General features: G+C 72.2%; 26 protein-coding genes, 5 tRNA genes and 1 pseudogene. 20 read left to right on the plus strand and 12 right to left on the minus strand.

Features of this window, described 5'->3' with window-relative positions:
• The first annotated feature begins 59 nt into the window (after window positions 1–59).
• Window positions 60–1532, plus strand: coding sequence for a membrane-associated oxidoreductase (locus OHA89_RS29380; RefSeq protein WP_266610716.1), 1473 nt, complete (start codon window positions 60–62; stop codon window positions 1530–1532).
• An 8-nt stretch (window positions 1533–1540) separates the two neighbouring features.
• Here OHA89_RS29380 and OHA89_RS29385 read toward each other — a convergent pair whose 3' ends face one another.
• On the minus strand, window positions 1541–2308 hold the full coding sequence (locus OHA89_RS29385; RefSeq protein ID WP_257557114.1) for a 1-acyl-sn-glycerol-3-phosphate acyltransferase: 768 nt from the start codon (window positions 2306–2308) through the stop codon (window positions 1541–1543).
• Between the two features lie 134 nt (window positions 2309–2442).
• On the opposite strand from OHA89_RS29385, the gene OHA89_RS29390 reads away from it, so the two are divergent.
• The 3 genes from OHA89_RS29390 to OHA89_RS29400 all read left to right on the plus strand — a co-directional run bounded on the left by OHA89_RS29390 (window position 2443) and on the right by OHA89_RS29400 (window position 4817).
• Window positions 2443–3606 carry a glycerophosphodiester phosphodiesterase gene (locus OHA89_RS29390; RefSeq protein WP_257557116.1) on the plus strand — a complete coding sequence of 388 codons (1164 nt, stop codon included), beginning with the start codon at window positions 2443–2445 and terminating at the stop codon, window positions 3604–3606.
• Between the two features lie 73 nt (window positions 3607–3679).
• Complete coding sequence (locus OHA89_RS29395; RefSeq protein ID WP_266610719.1) at window positions 3680–4273, plus strand: sigma-70 family RNA polymerase sigma factor; 594 nt, start codon at window positions 3680–3682, stop codon at window positions 4271–4273.
• 37 nt (window positions 4274–4310) lie between these two features.
• A complete protein-coding gene (locus OHA89_RS29400; RefSeq protein ID WP_215149667.1) occupies window positions 4311–4817 on the plus strand; it encodes a GNAT family N-acetyltransferase in 507 nt (168 codons plus the stop codon).
• On the opposite strand, the gene OHA89_RS29405 is transcribed toward OHA89_RS29400, so the two are convergent.
• Entirely contained in the window at window positions 4814–5230 is a 417-nt protein-coding gene (locus OHA89_RS29405) for a hypothetical protein (protein ID WP_266610721.1), read from the minus strand. The genes OHA89_RS29400 and OHA89_RS29405 overlap by 4 nt on opposite strands.
• The gene (locus OHA89_RS29410) at window positions 5223–5591 is read right to left on the minus strand and encodes a hypothetical protein (protein WP_215149669.1); all 369 of its coding nucleotides are present in this window, start codon (window positions 5589–5591) and stop codon (window positions 5223–5225) included. The genes OHA89_RS29405 and OHA89_RS29410 overlap by 8 nt, the downstream gene beginning before the upstream one ends.
• Window positions 5592–6152: 561 nt before the next feature.
• Here OHA89_RS29410 and OHA89_RS29415 point away from each other — a divergent pair.
• The 8 genes and pseudogenes from OHA89_RS29415 (at window position 6153) to OHA89_RS29450 (ending at window position 16658) form a co-directional block, all read left to right on the plus strand.
• On the plus strand, window positions 6153–7217 hold the full coding sequence (locus tag OHA89_RS29415) for a methionine ABC transporter ATP-binding protein (RefSeq protein ID WP_266612497.1): 1065 nt from the start codon (window positions 6153–6155) through the stop codon (window positions 7215–7217).
• Window positions 7214–7882 (plus strand): methionine ABC transporter permease, encoded by a 669-nt coding sequence (locus tag OHA89_RS29420; RefSeq protein ID WP_215149670.1) that lies wholly within the window; start codon window positions 7214–7216, stop codon window positions 7880–7882. The genes OHA89_RS29415 and OHA89_RS29420 overlap by 4 nt, the downstream gene beginning before the upstream one ends.
• Window positions 7883–7976: 94 nt before the next feature.
• Window positions 7977–8840 carry a MetQ/NlpA family ABC transporter substrate-binding protein gene (locus OHA89_RS29425; RefSeq protein WP_215149671.1) on the plus strand — a complete coding sequence of 288 codons (864 nt, stop codon included), beginning with the start codon at window positions 7977–7979 and terminating at the stop codon, window positions 8838–8840.
• 169 nt (window positions 8841–9009) lie between these two features.
• Entirely contained in the window at window positions 9010–9702 is a 693-nt protein-coding gene (locus OHA89_RS29430; RefSeq protein WP_266610726.1) for a GNAT family N-acetyltransferase, read from the plus strand.
• Window positions 9703–9828: 126 nt separating this feature from the next.
• Window positions 9829–11043, plus strand: a complete 1215-nt coding sequence (cbiE, locus tag OHA89_RS29435) for a precorrin-6y C5,15-methyltransferase (decarboxylating) subunit CbiE (protein ID WP_215149673.1) — start codon at window positions 9829–9831, stop codon at window positions 11041–11043.
• Window positions 11044–11315: 272 nt separating this feature from the next.
• A pseudogene (gene cobT, locus OHA89_RS29440) lies at window positions 11316–14290 on the plus strand (nicotinate-nucleotide--dimethylbenzimidazole phosphoribosyltransferase).
• A gap of 283 nt (window positions 14291–14573) precedes the next feature.
• Complete coding sequence (cobA, locus tag OHA89_RS29445) at window positions 14574–15797, plus strand: uroporphyrinogen-III C-methyltransferase (protein WP_406367468.1); 1224 nt, start codon at window positions 14574–14576, stop codon at window positions 15795–15797.
• Between the two features lie 42 nt (window positions 15798–15839).
• Window positions 15840–16658: an RNA methyltransferase gene (locus OHA89_RS29450; RefSeq protein WP_215149676.1), complete on the plus strand. Its 819-nt coding sequence runs from the start codon at window positions 15840–15842 to the stop codon at window positions 16656–16658.
• A gap of 19 nt (window positions 16659–16677) precedes the next feature.
• Here OHA89_RS29450 and OHA89_RS29455 read toward each other — a convergent pair whose 3' ends face one another.
• Window positions 16678–17868: a serine/threonine-protein kinase gene (locus OHA89_RS29455; RefSeq protein ID WP_215149677.1), complete on the minus strand. Its 1191-nt coding sequence runs from the start codon at window positions 17866–17868 to the stop codon at window positions 16678–16680.
• A 551-nt stretch (window positions 17869–18419) separates the two neighbouring features.
• Here OHA89_RS29455 and OHA89_RS29460 point away from each other — a divergent pair.
• From OHA89_RS29460 to OHA89_RS29470, 3 genes are all read left to right on the plus strand, one after another.
• Entirely contained in the window at window positions 18420–18605 is a 186-nt protein-coding gene (locus OHA89_RS29460; RefSeq protein ID WP_215149678.1) for a hypothetical protein, read from the plus strand.
• Window positions 18606–18901: 296 nt separating this feature from the next.
• A complete protein-coding gene (locus OHA89_RS29465; RefSeq protein ID WP_266610734.1) occupies window positions 18902–19876 on the plus strand; it encodes a phosphotransferase in 975 nt (324 codons plus the stop codon).
• A 65-nt stretch (window positions 19877–19941) separates the two neighbouring features.
• The gene (locus OHA89_RS29470; protein WP_215149680.1) at window positions 19942–20244 is read left to right on the plus strand and encodes a zf-TFIIB domain-containing protein; all 303 of its coding nucleotides are present in this window, start codon (window positions 19942–19944) and stop codon (window positions 20242–20244) included.
• Window positions 20245–20306: 62 nt separating this feature from the next.
• Here the strand turns inward: OHA89_RS29470 and OHA89_RS29475 are convergent.
• The 5 genes from OHA89_RS29475 to OHA89_RS29495 all read right to left on the minus strand — a co-directional run bounded on the left by OHA89_RS29475 (window position 20307) and on the right by OHA89_RS29495 (window position 20780).
• Window positions 20307–20381, minus strand: a tRNA-Val gene (locus OHA89_RS29475).
• 47 nt (window positions 20382–20428) lie between these two features.
• Window positions 20429–20500, minus strand: a tRNA-Val gene (locus tag OHA89_RS29480).
• Between the two features lie 19 nt (window positions 20501–20519).
• Window positions 20520–20591: transfer RNA gene (locus OHA89_RS29485), tRNA-Val, on the minus strand.
• A gap of 1 nt (window position 20592) precedes the next feature.
• Window positions 20593–20666: transfer RNA gene (locus tag OHA89_RS29490), tRNA-Cys, on the minus strand.
• Window positions 20667–20707: 41 nt separating this feature from the next.
• Window positions 20708–20780 (minus strand) — tRNA-Gly (locus tag OHA89_RS29495).
• A gap of 180 nt (window positions 20781–20960) precedes the next feature.
• Here OHA89_RS29495 and OHA89_RS29500 point away from each other — a divergent pair.
• Genes OHA89_RS29500 through OHA89_RS29510 form a run of 3 tightly spaced genes read left to right on the plus strand, consistent with a single transcriptional unit; the run spans window position 20961 to window position 23746 of the window.
• Window positions 20961–22025, plus strand: coding sequence for a chorismate-binding protein (locus OHA89_RS29500; RefSeq protein ID WP_406367469.1), 1065 nt, complete (start codon window positions 20961–20963; stop codon window positions 22023–22025).
• A 13-nt stretch (window positions 22026–22038) separates the two neighbouring features.
• Entirely contained in the window at window positions 22039–22860 is an 822-nt protein-coding gene (locus OHA89_RS29505; protein WP_215149682.1) for an aminotransferase class IV, read from the plus strand.
• A gap of 43 nt (window positions 22861–22903) precedes the next feature.
• A complete protein-coding gene (locus tag OHA89_RS29510) occupies window positions 22904–23746 on the plus strand; it encodes a GNAT family N-acetyltransferase (protein ID WP_406367470.1) in 843 nt (280 codons plus the stop codon).
• On the opposite strand, the gene OHA89_RS29515 is transcribed toward OHA89_RS29510, so the two are convergent.
• Window positions 23743–24252 (minus strand): DsbA family protein, encoded by a 510-nt coding sequence (locus OHA89_RS29515; protein ID WP_406367471.1) that lies wholly within the window; start codon window positions 24250–24252, stop codon window positions 23743–23745. The genes OHA89_RS29510 and OHA89_RS29515 overlap by 4 nt on opposite strands.
• Window positions 24253–24420: 168 nt before the next feature.
• Between OHA89_RS29515 and OHA89_RS29520 the strand changes: the two genes are divergently transcribed.
• Window positions 24421–24870 (plus strand): hypothetical protein, encoded by a 450-nt coding sequence (locus OHA89_RS29520; RefSeq protein ID WP_257557140.1) that lies wholly within the window; start codon window positions 24421–24423, stop codon window positions 24868–24870.
• A gap of 225 nt (window positions 24871–25095) precedes the next feature.
• Here OHA89_RS29520 and OHA89_RS29525 read toward each other — a convergent pair whose 3' ends face one another.
• Window positions 25096–25716 (minus strand): CGNR zinc finger domain-containing protein, encoded by a 621-nt coding sequence (locus OHA89_RS29525; protein WP_215149686.1) that lies wholly within the window; start codon window positions 25714–25716, stop codon window positions 25096–25098.
• 214 nt (window positions 25717–25930) lie between these two features.
• A complete protein-coding gene (locus tag OHA89_RS29530; protein ID WP_030011909.1) occupies window positions 25931–26344 on the minus strand; it encodes an SsgA family sporulation/cell division regulator in 414 nt (137 codons plus the stop codon).
• Between the two features lie 177 nt (window positions 26345–26521).
• On the opposite strand from OHA89_RS29530, the gene OHA89_RS29535 reads away from it, so the two are divergent.
• Window positions 26522–26959, plus strand: a complete 438-nt coding sequence (locus OHA89_RS29535; RefSeq protein WP_266610743.1) for a TIGR02611 family protein — start codon at window positions 26522–26524, stop codon at window positions 26957–26959.
• Window positions 26960–26987 lie beyond the last annotated feature (28 nt).

The following is a 26987-nucleotide window of genomic DNA, read 5'->3' on the forward strand; positions in this document are numbered from 1 at the left end:
GAGGGTGGTGTCCCGACCGGAGTTGACAGTTCGTCGAACCGCGGGACACCATCCCGGCGATGGAGATCAACGATCTGACCCCGGCGGAGCGCCGCGTATGGGACGCCTTCCCGCGCGGGGAAGGCGTCGACTTCCGGGAGAGCCTCGACGAGGAAGCGGCCGACGGGGCCTCCTGGGGGCCGGAGCGCACCGTGCGCGCCGAGGTGCTCATGGCGCTGCTGCTGAGCGGACCCAGCGTCGCCGGCCAAGTCGCCGGCCTCAAGATCAAGGGCGCCAAGGTCACCGGGAAACTGGACCTCAAGTACGCCGCGATCGACGTCCCGATGCGGATGCGCGGCTGCTGGTTCGAACGCAAACCAGGGCTCTACGGGGCACGGCTGCGCGCACTCGTCCTCACCGAGTCGTGCTTGCCCGGCCTGACCGCGTCCACCGTCCGCGTCGAGGTCGTGCTGCGGCTGTCCTGCTGCACGATCAGCGGCCCGGTGCGCCTCGCGGGGGCCCAGATATCCGGAGGTCTCTTCCTCCAGGGCGCCGTGATCGGACCGGTCGGGGGCGAACTGGCCGGCGAGGCACCGCTCCAGCTCAACCATGCCTCCATCGGCACCGACATCATCGCCTTCGGGCTGACCGTACACGGCCAGACGCGGATCAACGGCGCGGTCGTCGGAGGCCAGATCAACCTCGACGACGCCCGTCTCCACACGCCCGGCGGCACCACCCTGCACGCGGAGACCGTGACCGTCGGCACCGACCTGCGGGCGATGCGCGCGGAGCTGACCGGCCGGGTCAACCTCACCGGATCCCGGATACCGGGCCAGCTCAACTTCGCGTACGCCCGGTTCGTCAATCCCGGCGGCGTGGCCCTGCGGGCCAGCAGCTGCACCGTCGGCGAGGTCTGGCTGCGGGAGTGCGACACCATCCAGGGCACGGTCAACCTGCGCCGTTCCCAGTTCGACCTGCTGCACATCGACCCCGGGACCTGGCCGGGTACGGTGCGGCTGGCCGGGCTCAGCTACCGGGCGATGAGCCCGCACCTGCCCGCCGAGCAGCGGCTGCCTGTCCTGGAGCGCGAGGAGTCGGGCTACCTGTCGTACACCTACGAGCAGCTCGCCGCGGCCTACCGTACGGCGGGCGACGAGGGCGGCGCCCGGACGGTCCAGCTCGCCAAGCTGCGCAGGCACCGCCGCACCCTGCCCCGGCCCGCCCGGCTGTGGGGGCAGCTCCAGGACGCCACCGTCGGCTACGGCTTCCGGCCGCTGCGGGCGGTGGGCTGGCTGCTGGCGCTGCTGCTGACCGGGGCGATCGCATACGGGATCGATCCGCCGAGGCCCCTGAAGCCGGGGGAGGCCCCGGACTTCAACCCGGTGTTCTACACGATCGACCTGCTGGTGCCGATCATCAGCTTCGGGCAGGAGTCCGCCTACGCGCCGAGCGGCTGGCACCAGTGGCTGTCGTACCTGCTGATCGTGACCGGCTGGATCCTCGCCACCACCACGGCGGCGGGCGTCAGCCGGTCACTCCAGAGACAGTAGGAGAGGAGCTACGCGGCCTTCGCCTTGGTGGCGTACATGTCCACGTACTCCTGGCCGGAGAGCCGCATGACCTCGGCCATCACCGAGTCGGTGACCGCGCGCAGCACGTACCGGTCCCGGTCCATGCCCTCGTAGCGGGAGAACTCCATCGGCTCGCCGAAGCGCACGGTGACCCGGCCCGGGCGCGGCATCCCGGCGCCGCCGGGCTGGAGCTTGTCGGTGCCGATCATCGCGAACGGGACCACGGGGGCGCCCGTCATCAGGGTGAGGCGGGCGATGCCGGTGCGGCCGCGGTAGAGCCGGCCGTCGGGGGAGCGGGTGCCCTCCGGGTAGATGCCGAAGATCTTGCCCTCTTCGAGGATCCGGCGGCCGGTCATCAGGGCCGCGACCCCGCCGTTCGCCCCGTCACGGTCGACGGGGATCATGCCGGAGCCGGTGAAGAACCAGGCCATCGCGCGGCCCTTGATCCCCTTGCCCGTCACGTACTCGTCCTTGCCGATGAAGTGGACCGTACGGTCGCACACCAGCGGGAGGATCATGGAGTCGATGAACGTGAGGTGGTTGCCCGCCAAAATCACCGGTCCGGTGCCCGGGATGTTCTCGATGCCCTCCACACGGGTGCGGAACATCAGGCGCATGACCGGTCCGACAGTGGCTTTGATGAGGCGCGTACGGAACAACGTGGGCCCTCCGGCATCGAAAAGCGGTTCTCGCACCCACCACACGGCGGTAGTGCAGGTGAGGACGATACTCGCGGGTCGGCTCTGATCGCACATCGGGTTCACGAATCGGATACGCAGTGTTGACGCACGTTTCCGCCGTGTTCCGACATGACACCCTCGCTGGAAACCCCTCCCAGCCTACGATCGGCACGCCGATTCGGGCGTTTTCGCGATGGGAAGTGGCACTCATGACACAGGCTGGGGCAGCGAGGCGCACGGTCCTCGGGGCGGCCGTACTGGCGGCGGGCACCGGCATCACCGGGCTCGCGGCGGGATCCGCCTCCGCCGCGAGCGGCGGACACGGCGAGGGCGGGTTCCGGGACCTCCCCTACCCGACCGTGATCGGCCACCGCGGAGCCAGCGGCTACCGGCCCGAGCACACGCTCGGCTCCTACCAGCTCGCCCTCGACCTGGGCGCCGACGTCATCGAGCAGGACCTCGTCCCGACCAAGGACGGGCACCTGGTGTGCCGCCACGAGAACGAGATCGGCGGCACCACGGACGTCGCCGACCATCCGGAGTTCGCGGCGCGCCGGACCACCAAGTCCGTCGACGGGGTCTCCGTCACCGGCTGGTTCACCGAGGACTTCACCCTCGCCGAGCTGAAGACCCTGCGCGCGAAGGAACGTATCCCCGCCGTCCGGCAGCGGAACACCCTCTACGACGGCCAGTGGGCGGTGCCCACCTTCGAGGAGGTCCTGCGCTGGGCCAACCGGGAGAGCCGCCGGCGCGACAGGCAGGTCTGGCTGCACGTGGAGACCAAGCACCCCAGCTACTTCCGGGCGCTGGGCCTCGGCCTGGAAGAGCCCCTCGCCAAGCTGCTGCGCCGCTACGGACGCGACCGCCACGACTCGGCCGTCTTCCTCCAGTCCTTCGAGCCCTCCAGCATCCAGCGGCTCTCCCGGCTGGTCTCGGCGCCCCGCGTGGTCCTGCTCTCCGCGGCGGGCACCCGCCCCTGGGACTTCGAACAGGCCAAGGACCCGCGCACGGTCGCCGACCTGGTCAAGCCCGAGGGCCTGAAGTGGATCGCCGGCTTCGCCCAGGGCATCGGCCCGACCATGGACCTGATCCTCCCGCGCGACGCGGCCGGCAAGCTCGGCGCCCCGACCACCCTGGTCAAGGACGCCCACGCCCAGGGTCTGCTGCTGCACCCCTACACCGCGCGGAACGAGAACAGCTTCCTGCCGGCCGATTTCCGCAAGGGCACGGATCCGGCCGCGTACGGGGACGCCTTCGCCGCCTTCCGGACCTACTTCGAACAGGGCATCGACGGCATCTTCACGGACAACCCGGACACCGGACTGCTCGCGGCGGAGGCCTTCCGCCCCGGCCGACGCCCCGTCAACCGCTGAGCGGAGCTTCCCGAACGAGTGGGACGCGCCCGGCGGGGAAACCGCCGGGCGCGCCCCGCTCGTCCCGCCCGGCATGGACCTGCTGAAGGCTGACCTCTTTGAGAAGCTCGGCCCGCTGCTCTCCGCCGAGGCTGCCGCGGAAGCCCCGGGCACCGGAGTTGACCCGGCCGACCTGGAACAAGCCGTCTGGGTCAGGCTGCTGGAGAGCGGCCCGCGCGAACCCGACCCGACGGGCCGTGCCCGCTGGCTGCGCCGGGCGGTGCGCGCCGAGGCCCGGCTCGCCCGGCGGCGGGCGAGCCGCGAGATCCCGTATGACCACCGTCATCCCTCCGTGGACGACCACGGCCATCCCTCCGTGGACGGCCACCGGCGTCACCGCGCGGACGGCGCGGCCCCCGCGGACGCGGGCGGCGTACCGGAGGACGTCCTCCTGAACGGCGAGGACAACCGGGTTCTCCGGTCGGCGGTCGCCCGATTGCCCGGACGCTGCCCGGAGCTCATGAAGGCATTTCTTTCGCCCAGAGACCTCACTTACCGTGAAATCGCAGGAGAGTTGGGTATCTCACAAGGAAGTTTGGGGCCCGTCCGTTCCCGTTGCCTGGGATGTCTGCGCAGAATGCTGGCTGCAGAGGTTGCGGCTCCTGGCCTGTGGGGAAAGGAGCGGTAGACCATCGGGCTACCAGGTGAGCGGGAGGCATGCGCACATGGGCATGAGCGTGACCATTTCGGCGGCGGCTGCCGAGGACGCTGAGCAGATCTTCAAACTGCAGTACCTGGCCTTCCAGCGCGAGGCCGAGCTGTACGGCAACTACCTCATCCAGCCGCTCACCCAGTCCCTGGACTCCCTCAAGGCGGAGCTGGCGACGGACACCGTACTGGTGGCCCGGCTCGGCGACGAGGTCGTCGGCACCGTGCGCGGCAGCGTCGACGAGGACGGCACCGGGAAGATCGCCAAGCTGTGCGTCCACCCGCGGCTGCAGGGCCACGGTCTCGGCGCCCGCCTGCTGAGCGCGGTCGAGGAGGCCCTCGCGGGACCCGGCACCACCACCCGCTTCCGTCTGCACACCGGGCACAAGAGCGAGTCCAACCTGCGGCTCTACCGCAAGGCGGGCTACACGAAGGTCGGCGGCCGCACGGCCTCGGACGGCGTACAGCTGGTGATCCTGGAGAAGGACGCCAAGGACGCCACCGACTTCGCGGTCAGCGCCTAACCCCTTTTGCGCAGCCAGAGCATCCCGGTGATCGGCAGGATCACCGGGATGAACAGGTAGCCCATCCCGAACTGCCCCCACACGGTCGCGTCGGGGAAGGAGTCCGGGCTCACCAGGGTCCAGGTGCCCACCGTCAGTACGCCGGCCAGCTCGGCGGCGCAGCAGGCCAGCGCCGCCTTGCGGGCCGTCTCCCCGCCGCGCACCAGCGAGTACGTGATGAACGCGTAGGCCAGGGCCGCCGCGGCGGACAGCGAGTACGCCAGCGGCGCCCGGTCGAACTCGGTGGAGATCTGGTAGGCCGACCGCGACACCGCGCCGACCACCATCACCCCGTACAGCCACACCAGGAGCAGCCCGGGCCCGGAGACGAGCCGTGTGCGCCCGGCGGGAGTGGCGGTCGTCGTGTCAGGCACCGGTGGTTCCCCAGATGTCGTAGAGCCGTACTTCGAGGACGGCGAGGACGACCGCGCCCGCGGCCACCGTCACCGAACCCCACTTGGTCCGCTCGGTCAGCGAGAGCATCCCGGCGGCCGGTACCGCCGCGAAGGCGCCCAGCAGGTACGCCACGAAGATCACCGTGCCCTCGTCGGGCTTCTCGCCCCGGGCCAGCATGACCAGGCCGATCACCAGCTGGGCCAGGACCAGTACCGTCACCACGGCCATGCCGATGAAGTGCCAGTCCTTGGTCGGCTGGTCCCGCCATGCGGCGTGGCCGCACCAGGCGGCGAGGGCGAGTGCGGCCACACCTATGGCGACCGTCAGGGCGTCGAGCATGCAGCGAGGGTATTACGGGCCGAAAGACCCGATGCGCGCGCCCCTGGGCGGGCGGCCGGCATCCGGACCGTGGTCTTGACCACAACGGACACCGCCGCCGAACTCCGCGCGGACGTGGTCGTACGGCACCTTTCGGCGGTGTCGGTGCAGGTCAGCGAGGGGGGTCTGACCGTCGGGACGGACGGCTGACAGCGACCGGTGTTGTCCGGTATGCGGCTGGTTTCCGTCCGCTATTCGGACATCGTTGATCGGTGAAGCGACATGTCTGCTTTACTGGGGCCCATGACCACGACGAGCAGCCGCACCCTTGCGACCGAGGCGACGATGACGCCCGGTGCTCGTTGTATGTGTCGAATGCGCGCCTTCTGAGGGCCCCCTTCCGCACGCCTCGCGCCCCGAAGCGAGACCGGCCGAGCCCGTCCGTGCAACCCGGACCGCTCCTGCCCCGCGCACGCGTCGACGCCATCCCTTCATGACGGTTCGACCCGTATCGCGTCCCCAGATGTTTGCCCCGTGCCCGGCACCCCGCTGCGCCGTGCACTCGACAGCGACGGAATTCCTGTGATCACCACATCGGGCCTCACGAAGGTCTACCAGTCCCGTGGCCGCGAGGTCACCGCCCTGGACGGCGTGGACCTCCACGTCCGCGAGGGCGAGGTCTACGGAGTCATCGGCCAGAGCGGCGCCGGCAAATCCTCCCTGATCCGCTGTGTGAACCTGCTCGAGCGACCCACCACCGGCACCGTGAGCGTCGACGGCGTCGACCTCACCGCACTCGCCGGCCGCGGCCGCCGCGCCGGCAAGGAACTGCGCGAGGCCCGCAGCCGCATCGGCATGGTCTTCCAGCACTTCAACCTGCTGTCCTCGCGCACCGTCCAGGGCAACATCGAGCTGCCCCTGGAGATCCTCGGCGTCTCCGGCCGCGAGCGCTCCCGCAAGGCCCTGGAACTCCTGGACCTGGTCGGCCTCGCCGACAAGGCCAAGGCCTACCCCACCCAGCTCTCCGGCGGCCAGAAGCAGCGCGTCGGCATCGCCCGCGCCCTGGCCGGCGACCCCAAGGTGCTGCTGTCCGACGAGGCCACCAGCGCCCTGGACCCCGAGACCACCCGCTCCATCCTCCAGCTGCTGCGCGACCTCAACCAGCAGCTCGGTCTCACCGTGCTGCTCATCACGCACGAGATGGACGTGGTCAAGTCCGTCTGCGACTCGGCCGCCCTGATGAAGCGCGGCAAGATCATCGAATCCGGCACCGTCGCCCAGCTGCTCGCCACCCCCGGCTCCGAGCTCGCGGGCGAACTGTTCCCGGTCACCGGCGCCGCCACCGGCCCCGACCGCACGGTCGTCGACGTCACCTTCCACGGCGAAACCGCCGCCCAGCCGGTCATCTCGCAGCTCTCGCGCACGTACAACATCGACATCTCGATCCTCGGCGCCGCGATGGACACCGTCGCCGGGCGCCAGATCGGCCGCATGCGCATCGAGCTGCCCGGCCGCTTCGAGGACAACGTCGTACCCGTGGGCTTCCTGCGCGAGCAGGGCCTCCAGGTCGACGTCGTCGACGAGGCCGACGAGGCCGACGAGATCGACAACGAACTGGCCGCGCTGGTCAAGGATGGTGCGAAGTGACCTGGTCCGAGATGCAGCCCCTGCTCACCCAGGGCACCTACGACACCCTCTACATGGTGCTGTGGTCCACCCTGGTGACCGTCCTGGGCGGACTGCCCATCGGCATCCTGCTGGTCCTCACCGACAAGGGCGGCCTCCTGCAGAACCGGCCGCTCAACAAGGTGCTCGGCGTGATCGTGAACATAGGCCGCTCGCTGCCGTTCATCATCCTGCTGATCTTCCTGATCCCGGTCACCACCGCGGTCGTGGGCACGTTCATCGGCCCCACCGCCATGATCGTCCCGCTCGCCATCGGCGCCATCCCCTTCTTCGCCCGGCTCGTCGAGACCGCCGTCCGCGAGGTGGACCACGGCCTGATCGAGGCCGTCGAGTCCATGGGCGGCGGCATCCCCACCCTCGTCGGCAAGGTGCTCCTGCCGCAGGCCCTGCCCTCCCTGGTCGCCGGTGTCACCACGACCGTGATCACCCTGGTCGGCTACTCCGCCATGGCCGGCGCGGTCGGCGGCGAAGGCCTCGGATCCAAGGCCATCACCTACGGCTTCCAGCGCTTCGAGACCGGATTCATGGTCGCCACCGTCGTCGTCCTGATCGCCGTCGTCACGGTGATCCAGCTGGTCGGCGACGGCGTGGTCCGACTCCTGGCCCGCCGCGGCCGGACAGCCTGAGCAGTTCCGGGCTCACAAGACTTTTTCTCCCCCAGAAAGCCCGCACTTGTCGTGCTTGGGCCACCACCCTGTAAATGCAAGAAAGGCACTCTTCGTGCGTAAGAACATCAAGCTCACCGCCCTTGCCGCCACCACCACCGCGCTCGCCCTCGGCCTCACCGCCTGCGGCAGCTCCTCGGACCCGTCCTCCACCAAGGCCGACGGCGGCAAGACCGACGAGAGCAAGCCCCTGGTGATCGCGGCCTCCCCGAGCCCGCACGCCGACATCCTGAACTTCGTCAAGGACAAGCTCGCGGCCAAGGAAGGCCTCAAGCTGGAGGTCAAGGAGTTCACGGACTACGTCCTGCCGAACACCGCCACCGAGCAGGGCCAGGTCGACGGCAACTACTTCCAGCACAAGCCGTACCTCGACGACTTCAACAAGAAGAACAACACGCACATCGTGCCCGTCGTGAACGTGCACCTGGAGCCCCTCGGCCTCTACTCCAAGAAGGTCAAGGCCCTCACCGACATCAAGGCCGGCCAGACCATCGCCGTCCCCAACGACACCACCAACGAGGGCCGCGCGCTCCAGCTGCTCGCCGCGAACAACCTGATCACCCTCAAGGAGGGTGTCGGCACCGGCGCCAAGCTGTCCGACATCACCGACAAGAAGGGCCTGGAGTTCAAGGAGCTGGAGGCCGCCACGGTCCCGCGCGCCCTGAACGACGTGGACGCCGCCGTCATCAACGGCAACTACGCCATCGAGGCCAACCTCTCGCCCGCCAAGGACGCCCTCCTCCTGGAGAAGGCCGAGGGCAACCCGTACGCGAACTTCCTCGCGGTCAAGGACGGCAAGCAGACGGACCCGCGGGTCCAGAAGCTCGCCAAGCTCCTGAACTCCGACGACGTCAAGAAGTTCATCGAGGAGAAGTACCAGGGCTCGGTCATCCCGGCCTTCGGTACCCCGGCCTCCTGAGCCGGCCGGTCAGGCATTTCGGCCCCGCACGCTCCTGTCAGCGCGCGGGGCCGAGCTCTGCCCGCTTCCGGGCAACCCGGCCCTGCACTTCCTCAGGTCCATGCTGCATGCTGTGGCCTACGACCCGCACAAACGGTCCCGCACCACGGTCTCAGGCATGGAGCTGCGCATGACTACCACCTTCCCGGACGTCACCATCAGCACGGACCGGCTGGTGCTGCGCCCCTTCGAGGAAGAGGACGTCACCGCACTCACCGAGATGATGAACGACGAGAGCGTCACCGCCTGGACCTCGGTACCGCATCCCTACACCCGGGCCGACGCGTACGGCTGGGCCACCCGCCTCTCGCACACCGAGCGAACCGAGGGCCGCGGCATCGTCTTCGCCGTCACCGAGTTCCTCACCCAGCGCCTCGTCGGCATCGTCCACCTCCAGAACACCAACTGGCGCACCCGCGCCACCGAGGTCGGCTACGTGACCGCGCCCTGGGCCCGCGGCGAGGGCTACGCCAGCGAGTCCGTACTCGCCGTCACCCAATGGCTCTTCCGCGACCAGGGCTTCGAACGCCTCGAACTGCGCACCGCCGCCGACAACACCGCCTCCCAGCAGGTGGCCCAGAAGATCGGCTGCATCAGCGAAGGGGTCCTGCGCAACGCCTGGATAGTGCGCACGCAGTCCGCCGACGGCAGCTGGAGCGACACCCGCACCGACGTCATCGTCTGGAGCCTCGTGCCCGAGGACCTCGACGACGCGGACGGCTACGGCGAGTACGACGGCTACGACACCTACTCCGTCGACTGCGCTGACAGCGCTGTGAGCGCTCACAGAGCCGACGACGCCGACCGGGAACTGACCCGATGACCAGGTAGTCTCACCGTGCCCGACCCCCTGGACGAAGCTTCGCCCTCCCCCCAGCCGCCTCCCCCAGACTCCGTCCGGGGGGACCCCCAGGGCGGTGCCCCCTCCCAGACCAGGAGACTGACGACGATGGCCGACCGGGTCACGGTGATCGGCTGGGACGGCTCGCCCCTGACCGCGGCCGCCCGGTCCGCGCTCTCCGCCGCAACCCTGGTGGCCGGCGCCGCCCACCACCTCGCGCTCCCCGAGGTCCCGGCCACCGCCGAACGCATCCGCCTCGGCAGCCTCGGACTCGCCGCCCGCCGCATCGCCGGCCACCGCGGCAGCGCCGTCGTCTTCGCCGACGGCGACCCCGGATTCTTCGGCGTCGTACGCACCCTGCGCGCCCCGGAGCACGGCCTGGAGGTCGAGGTCGTCCCGGCCGTCTCCTCCGTCGCCGCCGCCTTCGCCCGCGCCGGGATGCCCTGGGACGACGCCCAGGTCGTCGTCGCCCACCCCCGCACCCTGCGCCGCGCCGTCAACGTCATCCGCGCCCACGGCAAGGTCGCCGTCCTCACCTCGCCCGGCGCCGGCCCCGCCGAACTCGCGCTGCTCCTCGAGGGAGTCCACCGCACCTTCGTCATCTGCGAGGAGCTCGGCACCGACAGGGAACAGGTGAGCGTGCTCACCTCCGACAAGGCCGCCGACCACACCTGGCGCGACCCGAACGTCGTCATCGTCATCGGCGGCGGGGGCACCGGACAGACCCTGGCCGCCGAACCGGGCTGGCTGCTCGGCCAGAGCCCGGAGCGGAACCGGTCCGCCGACCGCGGCTGGGCCCGGCCCCAGGCCGACACCGGAGAAGGGGAGTCCGCGCAGCTGCGTGCCGCACAGCTCGCCCGGCTCGGCCCCCGCACCGGCGACCTCGTCTGGGACATCGGAGCGGGCTCCGGCGGCGTCGCCGTGGACGCCGCCGCACTCGGCGCCGCCGTCATCGCCGTCGACGCCGACCCGCAGGCCTGCGAACGCGTAACTGCCGCCGCCCGCAAGCGAGGAGTACAGCTCCAGGTCGTCGCCGGGCGCGCACCCCACGTACTGGAGAACCTCCCCGAACCCGACGTCGTACGCGTCGGCGGCGGGGGAGCCGCGGTCGTCGCGGCCGTCGCCGACCGCCGCCCCGAACGGATCGTCAGCCACGCCTCCACCCGCGACGAGGCGGAGGCCATCGGCCGCGCACTCACCGAACACGGGTACGCCGTCGAGTGCGCGCTGCTCCAGTCCGTGGGCCTGGACACCCGCACCTGGGCCGAACAGGAGCGTTCCGTCGTCTTCCTGCTGGCCGCCGAACGCCCCGTGGCCCGCTGACGGCAGGGCCGGGGTAGGCTGGCCGATCGTCGTACTGCCCTGGACGATTCGGGCATCACGGCACGGGATGACGCGCGACGTGGCGCAGTCCACAGTGGACCGTGGCGGTTATGGCCGTCATGGTGGCGAACGGGCGCGACAATGCTTAGTGGTTGTCGCGCAGGCGCACGTGAGGCAAGGGTGCCGCACGGCAACCCGCACGGAAATCCGCTCGGCGGGCTCATGGGCGACCGGGCGATCGAAGAGGCAACACCGATGGGCGAGGGGTACGCATGACTGACACCGGCCAGGTCCCGGGCGAGGGTCACCCGGACAACGCGGGCATGGTGGATCAGCAGGGCATCCCCGCTCCGGTCCAGCTCCCGCCACCGCTTCCGGCCGGCTACGCCTTCCAGGACCTCGTGGACGACCCGGCCGGGCCGGAGGACGAGGAACTGCTGCTGATGCCGAGCGGCCAGGGCGCGTGGAGCGACCCGCAGGTCGTCCCGCCGGCCCCCGCCTTCCCCGTCGAGCAGCCCCCGCATGCCGAGCTTCCGAACTACGCGGACGCGCCGTACGGCGCCGAGCCGGCGTACGCGCAGGCTCCGGTCTACAACGAGCCGGCCGCGTATCCCGAATTCCCGTCCTACGGCGCCGGCGCCCACGAGACCGGCGGCCGTGACTCCGGTGCGCTCGACCTCGGCGGGCTCGTCGTCCCCCCGCCCGCGGCCCCGGCCGCCGTCGCCCCGGCCGCTCCGGTCCGGCGTCCGCTGCACATGGGTCCGCCCGTGCCCGACGCCACCGGCGGAGTCGTACGGTCCCTCGCGGACCGGGGACCGGCCGCGGCGCCGGCCCCGGTGCCGGTGCACCAGCCCGGGCCGCCGGCCACGGGTCCCGAGTACCTGGACTTCCAGGCCGCGGCCCCCGCGCCGCAGCTGAGTGAGATCCCGCCGCAGGCCGGCGCCCCGTGGACCCCGGAGCCGATGCCGGCGCCGGTGGCTGCCGAGCCCCCGCGGCTCCCGAGTCCGAGCCGCAGCCCGAACCCCAGCCCGAGCCGGTCGTCGTACCGGAGCCGGAGCCGGAGCCGGAGCCGGAGCCGGTCGTGGCGGTCGCCCCGGAGCCGGAGCCCGCGCCCGCGGTCGAACCGGAGCCCGTACCGGCCCCCGTGGTGGTCGAGGCCGTCGCTCCGGAGCCGGCGCCGCAGCCCGAGCCGGAGGCCGCCCCCGTGGAAACGGCGGTTCAGCCCACCGAGCCCGAGCCCGCGCCCGTACCCGAGCCGGTCGTCGTGCCGGAGCCGGAGCCGGAGCCGGTACCCGTAGCGGTAGTGGCCGAGCCGGTGGCCGTACCCGTCCCCGTCGTCGCCGAGCCGGTCGTAGTGGCCGTGCCCGAGCCCGTCGCGGTGGAGCCCGAGCCCGTACCGGCCCTGCCCGAGCCCGAGCCGCTGGCCGCCGAGGCCGAGGTGGCGGTCCAGCCGCAGTCCGAGCCCGAGCCCGCGCCCGCGCCCGTGGCCGCCGTACCGGCCGAGCCCGCGGCAGGCGACCCGGCTCCCGCCTACGAAGACGCCGAGCGCGAGGCCGTCCTGCGCGTCATGCGCGAGCGCCGCGACATCCGCAAGGGCTTCCGCACCGACCCCATCCCGCACGAGGTGCTGCTCCGCGTCCTGGAGGCGGCCCACACCGCGCCCAGCGTCGGCCACTCCCAGCCCTGGGACTTCGTCGTCATCCGCTCCGCCGAGACCCGCCGGACGATGCACGAGCTCGCCCAGCGCCAGCGCGAGGCCTACGCGAACTCCCTGCCCAAGGCCCGGGCGAAGCAGTTCAAGGAACTCAAGATCGAGGCCATCCTCGACACCCCGGTGAACATCGTCGTCACCGCCGACCCCACCCGCGGCGGCCGCCACACCCTCGGCCGGCACACCCAGCCGCAGATGGCCCCGTACTCCTCGGCCCTCGCCGTCGAGAACCTCTGGCTCGCCGCGCGCGCCGAAGGCCTCGGCGTCGGCTGGGTCAGCTTCTTCGACGAGCGCGAGATGGTCCGCGAGCTCGGCCTGCCGGAGCACCTCGAGGTCGTCGCGTACCTGTGCGTCGGCTACGTCGACGAGTTCCCGGAGGAGCCCGAGCTGGCCCAGGCCGGCTGGTCCCAGCGCCGGCCGCTCTCCTGGGTCGTCCACGAGGAGACGTACGGGCGCCGCGCGCTGCCCGGCGAGGAGCCGCACGACCTGCTCTCGGAGACCGTCGCCAGCATCCGCCCGCTCGACGCGAAGGCGCTCGGCGAGGCGTGGGAGCGGCAGAAGCGCATGACCAAGCCCGCCGGGGCGCTGGGCATGCTCGAAATCATCTCGGCCCAGCTCAGCGGCCTCTCCCGGGTCTGCCCGCCGCCGATCCCGGAGCCCGCCGCCGTCGCGATCTTCGCCGGTGACCACGGCGTGCACGCCCAGGGCGTCACCCCGTGGCCGCAGGAGGTCACCACCCAGATGGTGGCCAACTTCCTGGGCGGCGGGGCGGTCTGCAACGCCTTCGCCAACCAGGTCGGCGCCGAGGTCTGCGTGATCGACGTCGGTGTCGCGGGCGACCTGCCCGCCACCCCCGGTCTGCTTCCCCGGAAGGTCCGTCCGGGCACGGCCGACCTCTCCGTCGGCCCGGCGATGACCCGCGAGGAAGCGATCGCGGCCATCGAGGTCGGCATCGAGACCGCTCGAGACCTGGTCGCGGCGGGCAACAAGGCCCTGCTCACCGGTGAGATGGGCATCGCGAACACCACGGTGTCCGCCGCGCTGATCTCGGTCTTCACCGGGGTCGACCCGGCCGAGGTGACCGGCCGCGGCACCGGCATCAACGACGAGACCCACGCCCGCAAGGTCGACGTCGTACGCCGCGCCCTGGAACTCCACCAGCCGGACCCGGCGGACCCGATCGGCGTCCTGGCGGCCATCGGCGGCCTGGAGCACGCCGCGATCGTCGGCCTCCTCCTCGGCGGAGCCTCCCTGCGTACGCCGGTCATCCTGGACGGCGTCAGCGCGGGCGCGGCCGCCCTGGTGGCCCGGGCCATCGCCCCCGAGTCGCTGTCGGCCTGCATTGCGGGCCACCGCAGCGCGGAGCCGGGCCACGTGGCGGCCCTGAACAAGCTCGGCCTGCGCCCCCTGGTCGACCTCGACCTCCGCCTCGGCGAGGGCACGGGCGCCCTGCTGGCCCTCCCCCTGGTCCAGAGCGCGGCCCGCGCGATGCACGAGGTCGCCACCTTCGACTCGGCCGGAGTCACCGAGAAGTAGCCCTGCGGCGCCGCTCCCGGGGGCTCCGCCCCCGGACCCCCGCGCCTCAAATGCCGGCGGGGCTGCTTTGCAGCCCGCCCGGCGTTTGAGGGCCGGGTCCGGGCAGAGCCCGGTTTCGGGAAGGGGCGGGTAGGGGAGAGCCCCGCAGGGCCCGCCCCGTGCCCCCGTCCGGCCCGCGCCGTATGGTGGACCCGCAGTACATAACCGCACGTCAGTACACCGCCGCTCCAGCGTCGCAGCGGCACGCAGAGATCCGCCGCCGCCACCCAGGAGCCGAAACGCAATGGCCGACACCCCCGCCTACCCCGTAGGACTCCGTCTGGCCGGCCGCCGTGTCGTCGTCATCGGCGGCGGACAGGTCGCCCAGCGCCGCCTCCCCGCGCTGATCGCGGCCGGCGCCGACATCGTCCTCGTCTCGCCCTCCGCCACCCCCTCCGTGGACGCCATGGCCGAGACCGGGGAGATCCGCTGGGAGCGCCGCCGCTACGAGGACGGCGACCTCGCCGGCGCCTGGTACGCGCTCATCGCCACCCGGGACCGCGAGGCCAACGACCGCGCCTCCGCCGAGGCCGAGCGCGAGCGGCTGTGGTGCGTCCGCGCCGACGACGCCGAGGCCGCCACCGCCTGGACCCCGGCCACCGGCCGCGTGGAGGGCGTCACCGTCGCCGTGCTGAGCGGCAACGACCCCCGCCGCTCCGCCGCCGTCCGTGACGCGGTCGTCGAGGGGCTGCGCGACGGCACCCTCACGGCCGCCCGCCCGCACACCCCCGGCGTCTGGCTCGTCGGCGGCGGCCCCGGCGACCCCGACCTCATCACCGTGCGCGGCCGCCGCCTCCTCGCCGAGGCCGACGTCGTGATCGCCGACCGGCTCGGCCCCCGCGACCTGCTCGACGAGCTCCCCCCGCACGTCGAGGTCATCGACGCCGCGAAGATCCCGTACGGCCGGTACATGGCCCAGGAGGCCATCAACAACGCCCTGATCGAGCACGCCAAGGCCGGTAAGGCCGTGGTCCGGCTCAAGGGCGGGGACCCGTACGTCTTCGGCCGCGGCATGGAGGAGCTCCAGGCCCTCGCCGAGGCCGGCATCCCCTGCACCGTCGTCCCCGGCATCTCCAGCTCCATCTCGGTGCCCGGCGCCGTCGGCATCCCGGTCACCCACCGGGGCGTGGCCCACGAGTTCACCGTGGTCAGTGGCCACGTCGGTCCCGACGACCCGCGCTCCCTCGTGGACTGGGCCTCCCTCGCCAAGCTCACCGGCACCCTCGTCATCCTGATGGGCGTCGACAAGATCGGCTCGATCGCCGAGGCCCTCGTACGGCACGGGAAGTCCGCCGAGACCCCGGTCGCCGTGATCCAGGAGGGCACCACCGCCGCCCAGCGCCGGGTGGACGCCACCCTCGCCACGGTCGGCGAGACGGTCCGCGTCCAGGAGGTCCGCCCGCCCGCGGTCATCGTCATCGGCGAGGTCGTCACGGTCAACGCGCCTTCCCCCACCACCAGCGCCTGACAGGCCGTTGGCACCGCACCCAGGACAAGGCAGTATCACCCTGTGGCTGATCTCATCACCGTCGAGGACCCCGACGACCCGCGCCTGCGCGACTACACGGGCCTGACCGACGTCGAACTCCGGCGCAGGCGCGAGCCCGCGGAAGGCCTTTTCATCGCCGAGGGCGAGAAGGTCATCAGACGGGCCAAGGACGCCGGGTACGAGATGCGCTCGATGCTGCTCTCCGCCAAGTGGGTCGACGTCATGCGCGACGTCATCGACGAACTCCCCGCCCCGGTCTACGCCGTCAGCCCGGAGCTCGCCGAACGCGTCACCGGCTACCACGTGCACCGCGGCGCCCTCGCCTCCATGCAGCGCAAGCCGCTGCCGACGGCCGAGGAACTCCTCACCACCACCCGCCGCGTCGTCATCATGGAAGCGGTCAACGACCACACCAACATCGGGGCCATCTTCCGCAGCGCCGCCGCCCTCGGCATGGACGCGGTACTGCTGTCGCCCGACTGCGCGGACCCGCTCTACCGCCGCTCGGTGAAGGTCTCCATGGGTGCGGTGTTCTCCGTCCCCTACGCCCGCCTGGACGCCTGGCCCAAGAGCCTGGACTCGGTCCGGGAGGCCGGCTTCAAACTGCTGGCCCTCACCCCGCACCAGAAGGCCTCGCCGATCGACGTGGCCGCACCGCAGTCCCTGGAGCGGGTCGCGCTGATGCTCGGCGCCGAAGGCGACGGCCTGTCCACGCAGGCGCTGGTCGCCGCCGACGAATGGGTGCGCATCCCCATGGCACACGGCGTGGACTCGCTGAACGTGGGCGCCGCCGCCGCGGTGGCCTTCTACGCCGTGGCCCAGGGCCGCGAGAGCGCGTAGCGGCTGCGTACGCCCCGGGTCAGAGCTTCTGGGCGGCGGCGATGCCCAGGGCCACGATCAGCGTGACCACGACGAACACGATCAGCCGCTGCCGCATCAGCTTGGGGTCCGGCCGCGAAGGCCGCCGGCCCGTCCCCGTCGTACGGGGGCCCGGGCGGCCGCCCGTACGCCCCGCCGTCGGCCGGGAGGACGGGCCGCCCGGGGTGCGCGGATTGCGGGAGGACGAGGGCCGCGAGTGCGGTCCGCTCTGCGGCCCGCCCTGGGCCCGGGGCGTGGTGGAGCCGCCGGTACGGCGCTCCGTGCGCTGGTCGGCGTAATCCTCCGTGAGCCGCCCGGTCGGCCGCTCGACGCGGGCGCGCTGCGCCGGCGGGCGGCCGTCGGAAAGGCCCTGCGCCTCGCGGGCCGCGATCTCCTTGAGCCGCATCGACAGCTGGAGCGTGCTGGGCCGCTCCTCGGGATCCTTGGCCAGGCAGGCCTGTACGAGGGGCGCGAGCGCGTCCGGGACCCCGACGAGGTGGGGCTCCTCGTGCACCACCCGGTACAGCATGACCTCGGAACTGCCGTGCCCGAAGGGCGAGTCCGCCGTCGCCGCGTAGGCGAGCGTGGCGCCGAGGGCGAAGACGTCCGTGGCGGGGGTGACGGCGGCGCCGCGCACCTGTTCGGGCGCGAGGAAGCCGGGGGAGCCGACGGCCGTTCCCACGTGGGTGAGCGTGCTCGCCCCGGTGGCCCAGGCGATACCGAAGTCGATGATCCGCGGTCCCTTGGGGGACAGAAGAATGTTCGAAGGCTTGAGGTCCCGGTGGACGACCCCCGCCTCGTGCACGGCGACCAGGCCCTCGGAGAGCGCGGCACCGATGGCGGCGATCTGCGCGGCGGTCAGGGGGCCTTCCTCGGCCACCTTGTCGTGCAGGGAGGGCCCGGGTACGTACTGGGTGGCGAACCAGGGCCGCTCGGCCTCCAGATCCGCCGCCACCAGGCGTGCGGTGCACCCGCCCCGGATGCGGCGGGCGGCGGACACCTCGCGGGCGAACCGGGAGCGGAACTCCTGGTCCTCGGCCAGATCAGGCCGGATGACCTTGAGCGCGACGCGCTGCCCGCGCCGGTCCGATCCCAGGTAGACCACGCCCATGCCGCCGGCGCCGAGCCGCCGGTGCAGTCTGAACGAGCCGACGACACGCGGGTCCTCGCGCCGGAGCCGCATCATCGCCATGTCCACCCCGCTGACCGGTCGTCCTGTTGACGTGGCACAGCTTACGGACCATCCGGCATGTGCGCTCAGAGGCCGCGCCCTCGCCGGGGGATTCGATTGTCAGTGCGCAGCAGCACACTTGAGGGGTCCTCAGCTATCCGCCCCGGTCCGAGCCCCGGAGCGGCCCGCGGGATCAATGGGGCCTTCGGGCAAGGGGGTTGGGCGATCATGGCCGTCCGCGCCCGGCCTGTCCGCGCCCGTACGACGCACACCGGCGAGTCGATCTTGCCCACGCCTCGTCGGCGGACACGCATGAACAGGGAGTGACGGAAGTGAGCGAAGTCACCACCCTCCGCTGACCCCCCTCCGGGAAGACCCCGACGCCGGGGGAGCGGTCTCCACCCAGGGGAGTACGCCGACCGCGGTCCGTCATCCTCCTGGAGGCCCGCCAATGGGTACGAGGGCATGAGGCCAGCGACCCTGCGCGCGCCTAGTGTTGAAGACAAGCGGCGGGTGGCGCACTCGTCCCCCGAGGTCAAAAGCCCGCCGCTGCCAACGACAGGGAGAGGACCATGGCGGACATCGCACGGCAGGGACGCAAGGCATTCGCGTTCAACGGCCATGAGTCCGGTACGCGCCACCCGCTGGTGGCCGCGGCGATGGTGCTCCCCCTGGCCGCCCTCCTGCTCTTCCTCTTCGGAGGCTTCGAGCAGGTGGTGGCACAAGCGTCGTCCGTGGGCGTGATGCTGGGGCGCTGAGCGGCGCCACAGACCGGGAGAGCGGCCCGGGGAATCGGCCTGTCACACCCCGTGGGGACGGGGGCGTGACGACGGACGGCAGGTGAAGGGTGCTGCCCGTACGACTGGGGAGTCGGACGGGCAGCACCCTTTTTTTCGTGCCTCCTCCGCGGTCGCCGTACCCTCCTCCTCGGAAGAAGCGGAGGCCCGATGACCCAGGACGACAGCACCTGGCGGCTCATGCGCCAGGACGGCCTGCTGCCGCACGGCGACGGCGAGGACGCCCGGTTCCGCCGGAGCGACGAACCGGCCGGCTCATGAGCCCTCCCGCGCTGCCCGCCGCCCTCGCCGCCTGGGCCGCGGACGGCCGCCCCCAGGAGTACGCGGTCCTCGCCGACCGGCACGACGGGACCGTGGTGCGCTGCGGGGAGGCCGTGGCCAAGGCGCACGCCGAAGACGCCGACCGGGACGCCCTCGCCGTACGGATGCGCATCGCCGGGCACCCGGCGCTGGCCGGGGTGCTGCTGCCACCCCTGCGCACCGGGACCGGGTCCGTCCACGGCAGGCCCGTCTCGCTCTGGCCCTACGGAGCCCCGGTCGACCCGGAGCGCCCCGGGGACGCGCCCTGGGAAGAGGCCGGCCGGCTCCTGGCCGCCCTGCACCGGACACCGCCGGGCGAGCTCCCGGGCCCGGTCCCGCCGATGCGCGGACCGGCCAAGCTCGCCCGCGCCCTGGACCGCCTGGCGCGGGCGGAGCTTCCGGAGACCGGGACCGGGGCAGGAGCCGGGACCGGGACCGAGCACGGTGCCGTCCGCGCCGTACGGGCCGCCGCGCGGTCCCTGCCCGCCTGGGCGCGCGGGAAGGCGGCGCCCCCGGCCGGCGGGGCGCTGTGCCACGGGGACCTGCACCTGGGGCAGTTGGTGCGGTATCCCGCCCGGGAAGGGGCCTGGTTCCTCATCGACGTCGACGACCTCGGTCTCGGCACCCCCGCCTGGGACCTGGCCCGCCCGGCCGCCTGGTACGCCGCCGGACTGCTCGACACCGGCACCTGGCTGCGCTTCCTCGACGCCTACCGCGCCGCCGGCGGTCCGGCGGCCGGTCCGCCCGGCAGTGATCCCTGGCCGGAACTCGATCTCGCCGCCCGCGCGCTCACCGTACAGACGGCGGCCCTGGCCGTGGCCAAAGCGGCGGAAAGCGGACGCCGACTCGACGAGGGGGAGCGGCTGATGGTGGACGCCTGCACCCGAATCGTGGCCCTCCCGCCCGACTTGGAGCCGGAGCCTTCGTCGTAGGGTGAGCTTCCCGCCACCGGGCATGCATCCGATGGCGAAGTCCACGGCGAGGAGTTGATCCGGTCATGCAGTGTCCGAAGTGTCACGCGGCGATGCACACCTACAACCGCAACGGGGTCCAGATAGAGCAGTGCAGCGGATGCCGGGGGATCTTCCTCGACTACGGCGAGCTGGAGGCGCTGACCCGCCTGGAATCCCAGTACACCACCCAGCAGTACGGCCAGGTCCCTCCGCCCGCCGCGCCGCCGGCCCCCTACCCGGCCCCGCACGTGGCACCGGCTCCCGCCTGGGGCGCCCCGCACCATGGCGGCCACGGCCACCACGGCCGCCACAAGGGCGGCTTCGGCCGGATGCTCTTCTCCTCCTGAGCCCGGGCGGGCACGCCCACAACGCAGAAGCCCCGGCCGTCGAGACGGCCGGGGCTTCCGGGTGGTGCGCGATACTGGGATTGAACCAGTGACCTCTTCCGTGTCAGGGAAGCGCTCTCCCGCTGAGCTAATCGCGCGGGAACGGCATGAAGCCGCAGGTGAAGCAAGTGGTGCAGGTGCTGCGTGCGCGATACTGGGATTGAACCAGTGACCTCTTCCGTGTCAGGGAAGCGCTCTCCCGCTGAGCTAATCGCGCGGGGATCCTTGCGGATCAGTGGACGATACTGGGATTGAACCAGTGACCTCTTCCGTGTCAGGGAAGCGCTCTCCCGCTGAGCTAATCGTCCTTGGAGGTGGAGACGGGATTTGAACCCGTGTAGACGGCTTTGCAGGCCGTTGCCTCGCCTCTCGGCCACTCCACCATGGAGCTGCAGGGGTTCTCGGGAAGAAATCCCCCACTTCGAGCGGACGACGAGACTCGAACTCGCGACATCCACCTTGGCAAGGTGGTGCTCTACCAACTGAGCTACGTCCGCAGGTCACCGTGTTCGCTCCGGGGTTTTGCCCCTTCGCTCCCTGGCGACGAGTTGAACTCTAGCGGATTCCCGTGCCAGCTCAAAAACGCGTTTCCGCAGCGTGCTGCCGCTCGATCACCGGCGGTCACCTCGCAGTCACCTCACCGGCGCCGCCGCGTCACCGGTCATAGACTCGCAGCCGTGCACGACCTGCCTCCCCTGGCCCGCTTCGGCGGCCTCCTCGCGACCGACCTCCGAGACGTCACCAGTGATCCCGCCGCCCTGGACTCCACCGGCTTCTGGGCGGTGGCCGCCGACTTCGAAGGGCGGCTCGTCTGCGCGCGCTTCGGAGACATACGCCCCGACCCCGTCCCCGCGCCGCGACCCGGCGCCTGGCGGGGTCCCGATGCCGACCAGTGGTCCACCTCGCTCGACCGCGCCGCGTACGTCGCCGGCGTCCGCCGCATCCGCGAGCACATCGCCGAGGGTGAGGTCTACCAGGCCAATCTCTGCCGGGTGATGTCCGCGCCGCTGCCCGACCCGGCCGGCGGCGATGTCGACGCCCTCACCGCGCTGCTCGCGCGCGGCAACCCCGCGCCCTATGCAGGAACGATTCGGCTCCCCGCCCACGGCGTGGAGATCGCCACCGCCTCCCCGGAGCTGTTCCTGCGCCGGACCGGCCGCCGCATCGAATCCGGCCCCATCAAGGGCACCGGCCGCACCGTCGCCGACCTGCTCCCCAAGGACCACGCCGAGAACGTGATGATCGTGGACCTCGTGCGCAACGACCTGGGCCGGGTCTGCGCCACCGGCTCCGTCACCGTCCCCGAACTGTGCGCCGTCGAGGAGCACCCGGGCCTGGTCCACCTCGTCTCCACGGTGAGCGGCGAGCTCGCCGACGACGCCGGCTGGCCCGAGCTGCTCGCCGCCACCTTCCCGCCCGGCTCCGTCACCGGGGCGCCCAAATCCTCCGCCCTGCGGATCATCGAGGCCCTGGAGACCGCACCGCGCGGCCCCTACTGCGGGGGCATCGGCTGGGTCGACGCCGACCGCGGCACCGCCGAGCTCGCCGTCGGCATCCGTACCTTCTGGATCGACCGGGAGGCCCCCGGCGGCCCCCGCCTGCTCTTCGGCACCGGCGCGGGCATCACCTGGGGCTCCGACCCCGACCGCGAGTGGGCGGAGACCGAACTGAAGGCCGCCCGCCTGCTGCGGGTAGCGTCGGGGGAGCATCAGGCAGGACGAACGGGGCGAACGGGACCATGAGAGGGGCCGTACGGTGAGAATCTGGCTCGACGGAGCGCTGCGGGACGCGGACGACGCGAAGGTGTCGGTCTTCGACCACGGGCTGACCGTGGGTGACGGTGTGTTCGAGACGCTGAAGGCGGAGCGCGGGCAGACCTTCGCGCTCACCCGCCACCTCGAGCGGCTGACCCGCTCGGCGCGCGGTCTCGGTCTCCCCGACCCCGACCTCGACGAGGTGCGCCGCGCGTGTGCGGCCGTACTGGAAGCCAACCCGATGCCGTTCGGGCGGCTGCGCGTGACCTACACCGGCGGAGTCTCCCCGCTCGGCTCCGACCGCGGGGACGCGGCGCCCACGCTGATCGCCGCCGTCGCCGAGTCCGTCCGCCGCCCGGACACCACCGCCGTCGTCCGGGTGGACTGGGTCCGCAACGAGCGCTCCGCCGTGGCGGGCCTGAAGACCACCTCGTACGCCGAGAACGTCGTCGCCCTCGCCACCGCACACCGGGCCGGGGCCTCCGAGGCGCTCCTCGCCAACACCGTGGGACGGCTCTGCGAGGGCACCGGCTCCAACGTCTTCGTCGTGCTCGACGGGGAGCTGCACACCCCGCCCCTGGCCTCGGGCTGCCTGGCGGGCATCACCCGCGCCCTGGTCGTCGAGTGGGCCGGGGCCAAGGAGACCGACCTGCCCTTCGAGGTGCTGGAGCAGGCCGAGGAGGTCTTCCTGACCTCCTCGCTGCGCGATGTCCAGGCGGTCCTGCGGATCGACGGCCGGGAGCTCGCCGCGGCCCCCGGCCCGGTCACCGCCGAGGCCATGCGGATCTTCGACGCGAAGGCCGGGGCGGACCTCGATCCGTGAACTCGGGTGACGCGGGGCCGCCGGGCAGGTACAACACGAGGTGATGACCACCACCCTGCGGCCCGCACAGCCGCTCCAGCAGCACAGTGACGGCACCCGCTCGCGGACGTACGAGGTCCGGGTCAACAGCCGGCACGTCGGCAGCCTCGAACTCGCCACCCGCTCCGCCGCACAGCCGGAAGCCGGTGTGATCCGGGGGCTGTGGATCGACGAACCGGACCGGCGGCGCGGGCGCGGCACGGTCGCCGCGCTCGCCGCCGAGGAGGTGCTGCGCTCCTGGCGCTGCACGAGCATCGCCGTGTCGGTACCCGCCGACGCGGCGCCGGCGCTGCGGATGGCCGAGAGCCTCGGCTACACGGTGACCGGCCGGGTCCGGGCCAAGGAGCTGCCCGCCGAACCGCCCGCGCTCCCGGCAGGCGCCGCCGGCCGCCCGATGACACCGGCCGAGTACGACGCCTGGCAGGAGCGGGCCGTCGTGGACTACAGCCACCACCTGCTCGCCCCCGGCATGACCGCCGAGCAGGCCCTGGCCGCCTCCCGGGCGGAGCACGCCGACCTGCTGCCGGCCGGGCGGGACACCCCCGGCGCGGCCTTCCTCCTCCTCGAGGCACCGGACGGGGCGGTCCTGGGCACCCTGTGGGTGGGGGAGCGCGACCTGCCCGGCGTCGGCCCCGTCCCGTACGTGTGGGACGTCGACGTCGCCGCCGAGCACCGGCGGCAGGGGCACGGGCGGACCCTCATGCTGCTGGCCGAGCACGCCGCCCTGGCCGCGGGCGCCCGCCGGCTGGGCCTGCACGTCCACGAGGACAACGCCCCGGCCCGGCGGCTCTACGAGTCGCTCGGGTACCGGGACACCTCGGTGAACGCGAGGAAAGAACTGATCTAGGAGGCCGGAGGCTGGGAGCCCAGCAGGCGGTCGGCGATCTCCTCGATGCGGGCGCGCAGGCCGTCCTGGCTCTTGCCGCCGTCCAGCCGCTCGCCGCCGATCACGTACGTCGGGGTGCCGGTGACGCCGATCGCCTTGCCCTCGGCCTGGTCGGTGTCGACGATCAGGATGTGCCGCCCGTCGATCAAGGCGGTGTCGAACTCCTCGACGTCCAGGCCGAGTTCACGCGCCACGTCCAGCAGCACCGGCTCGCCGAGCTCGCCCAGCTCCGCGGTGCGCGCCAGCACGGCCTCCGTGTACGGCCAGCCCTGCCCCTGCTCCGCGGCCTCCTCGGCGGCCTGTGCCGCGGCGAAGGCGTGCTTGTGCTTCTCCAGAGGGAAGTGGCGCAGCCGGATGTCCAGCCGGTCGCCGTAGCGGGCCCGCAGGGCGCGCACGTCGTCCAGGCTCTTGTGGCAGTCCGGGCACTGGAGCTCGCACCAGACGTCGAGGATCACGGAATCGGTCATGTGAACAGTCTCCCAGCCCCCGCACACCCCCACCGACCGGCACCTGCGGAGGAGACCCGACCCGGAGATGTCCCGGAGATCCGTCCGGGAGAGGCTCCGCGCCTGGCCCGTACGGGCGCGCGCGGGGCAGGATGGATAGGGACAGACCGCCCACACCTGGAGGACCGCATGCTCGCCGAGACCATTTGTTCCGCGGTGTCCGCGGCGGGCCTGGGCATCGCCGCGCTGACCGCCTACCGCAGGCGCTTCCTGGCCGCCACGCGGATCGCGGCGTACTCACTGGTGCCGGTCGCCCTGGTGATGACCGGGATCGTGGAGTGGATCTCCGGCATGGTCTTCAATCCGACCGTCTGGGCCGGCTTCGGACTGCTGGGGCTGGCCTGGCTGCTCCTCGCCACCACCCGCGCGGTCGAGCGCCGCAGGCTCGGCGCGTCCGGGAAGCCGGCCAAGGCCGCGAAGGGGAGCCCGGCCCCGGAGGCCGTCGCCCCGGCCGCCTCCGCGCCCTCCCTCGGCCCCGGCGCCCGCCCCGAGCCCACCGGGCGCAAGAACCCGCAGGCCGCCGCTCCGGCGGACGACTTCTCCGACATCGAGGCCATCCTCAAGAAGCACGGGATCTGACCGGCCGGACCGGCCCCAGGCACCCCGGTCCACGAAATCGGGCTAACTGCCGCGCGGAAACTGGCGTGTTGAGGGGCGGATGGCGGCGTGCTGCGCCATCATCGCCCCGACATGCTCGAAACATCGCAGAGTGAGCCCTCGGTGCCCGCGCCGGTACCCGTCCCTGTCGCCGAGGAGCCGCGAGGCTGCCTCTTCGCGCTCTCCCAGCCACCCCTGATGATCTTCCTAGGCGTGATCGGTGTCCTGCTGCTGCTGGCCGCCGTGCACGATCTCTTCCTGCTCTGAGTGCCCCGCGTCGGCCTCCTTGCGCCGGGCCCGGTACGCCGCCACGTGCAGCCGGTTCCCGCAGGTCCGGCTGTCGCAGTAGCGCCGCGAGCGGTTCCGGGACAGGTCCACGAAGGCGCGCCGGCAGTCCGGGGCCTCGCAGCGGCGCAGCCGCTCCTGTTCGCCGGAGACCACGATGAAGGCCAGCGCCATGCCGCCGTCGGCGGCCAGGTGGTCGCCCACCGAGGCACCCGGCGCGAAGTAGTGCACGTGCCAGTCGTAGCCGTCGTGGTCGGTCAGCTGCGGGGTGGTGCCGGCCGTCGCCACCAGCTCGTTGATCAGTACGGAGGCCGCACGGGAGTTCGGTGCCGCGAAGACCTGGGCGAACTTGCCGCGGACCGTCCGGACCCCGGCCAGGTCGCGGGCGCCGAGGTCACCGACGTCGCTGATCGAGTACTCCTGGACGAAGCCGCGCAGCGCGCCGAGGTCCGAGAGCCCGTCGGGCTGGTCCGCCTCGGCCGCGGTGTTCACCAGCGCGACGACGACGTCGAGCGCGCGACGGGTGTCGTGGGGGATCTGCACGGGGTCTCCCTCAAGGGCCGGGCCTGCGGCGACGGGCTGCTGCCGCCGCTGGGGGCCGACTCTAGCGGGTACTCGCCTGAGGGGTCCCTGCACGCACACCGGCGCCGTCCGCGCGGATGGCTCCCGCGTGAACAGCGCCGGCACTGCCGTATGTGGTTGTCCGGCACACACCGTCGCCCCGAGTCGGACGGTGTCGCGCGGCGGTGGGCCTGGCTCAGCTTTCGGCCAGGATGTGGGAGAGCTCCTTGTCGAGGTCGAAGTGCCGGTGCTCGGTCCCGGGCGGGACCGCGGCGTCCGTCCGCTTGAGGAACGACTCGAGTGCTCGCGCGGGTGCTTCGAGCAGTGCTTCTCCCTCCGGTGAGCTCAGGGCGATGCAGACGACGCCCTGACCGTGGCTGCGGGACGGCCAGACGCGGACGTCGCCGGTACCGGTGGGCCGGTGCAGGCCCTCGGCGAGGAGGTCGCGGGCGAATACCCATTCGACCGTCTCCTCGGCGCCGGTGTGGAAGGTGGCGTGCACGGCGTAGGGGTCGGCCGTGTCATACCGCAGGCCCGCGGGAACAGGCAGTGAGGACTCGCTCGACACAACGAGGCGCAGGTGCAGCTCGCAGCTGACCGTGGTGTTCATAAGCGCCAGGGCCTTTCGCTCAGTGTGCGCTCGGGGATTCGCACGTCGGCGAAATCGACATGCCACCTACGGTGCCGTTGTAAACCCCTCTGACCGTTTTGCGGACCTCTGGGTCCCTCGTACGGCGGATCCAAAGCACCATTCACGTGTGCTTCCGGCTCCGGTAGATTCGTCCCCATGAATACGGGGAGTGACCGCGACACCAACGAGTCCGTGAGCAGCGAGCCGGCCGCCGAAGAGGCGCCGCACGTCTCGAAGGCGCCCGCCTTCATCAAGGCCCGCCGGAGCCTGCACCTGAGCTGGCAGGTCGGCGTCTTCGTCGTCGGCCTGGCCGTGATCGCGGCGGGCGTCGCCATGCTCGTCCTGCCCGGACCGGGCTGGGTCGCGATCTTCGCGGGCCTGGCGATCTGGGCCACCGAGTTCGCCTGGGCCCACCTCGTGCTGCGCTGGACCAAGCGCAAGGTCACCGAGGCGGCGCAGAAGGCGCTCGACCCCAAGGTCCGCCGCCGCAACATCATCCTGACCAGCGTGGGACTCGTCATCGCGGGCGCGCTGATCGGCTTCTACCTGTGGAAGTACGGGCTCGTCCTGCCCTGGAACATCAAGGACCAGTGATCGGCCGGCGGTGGTGAAGAAGCACCGC

The sequence above is a fragment of the Streptomyces sp. NBC_01546 genome (assembly GCF_045208355.1).
In the GTDB taxonomy this organism is placed as follows: Bacteria; Actinomycetota; Actinomycetes; order Streptomycetales; family Streptomycetaceae; genus Streptomyces.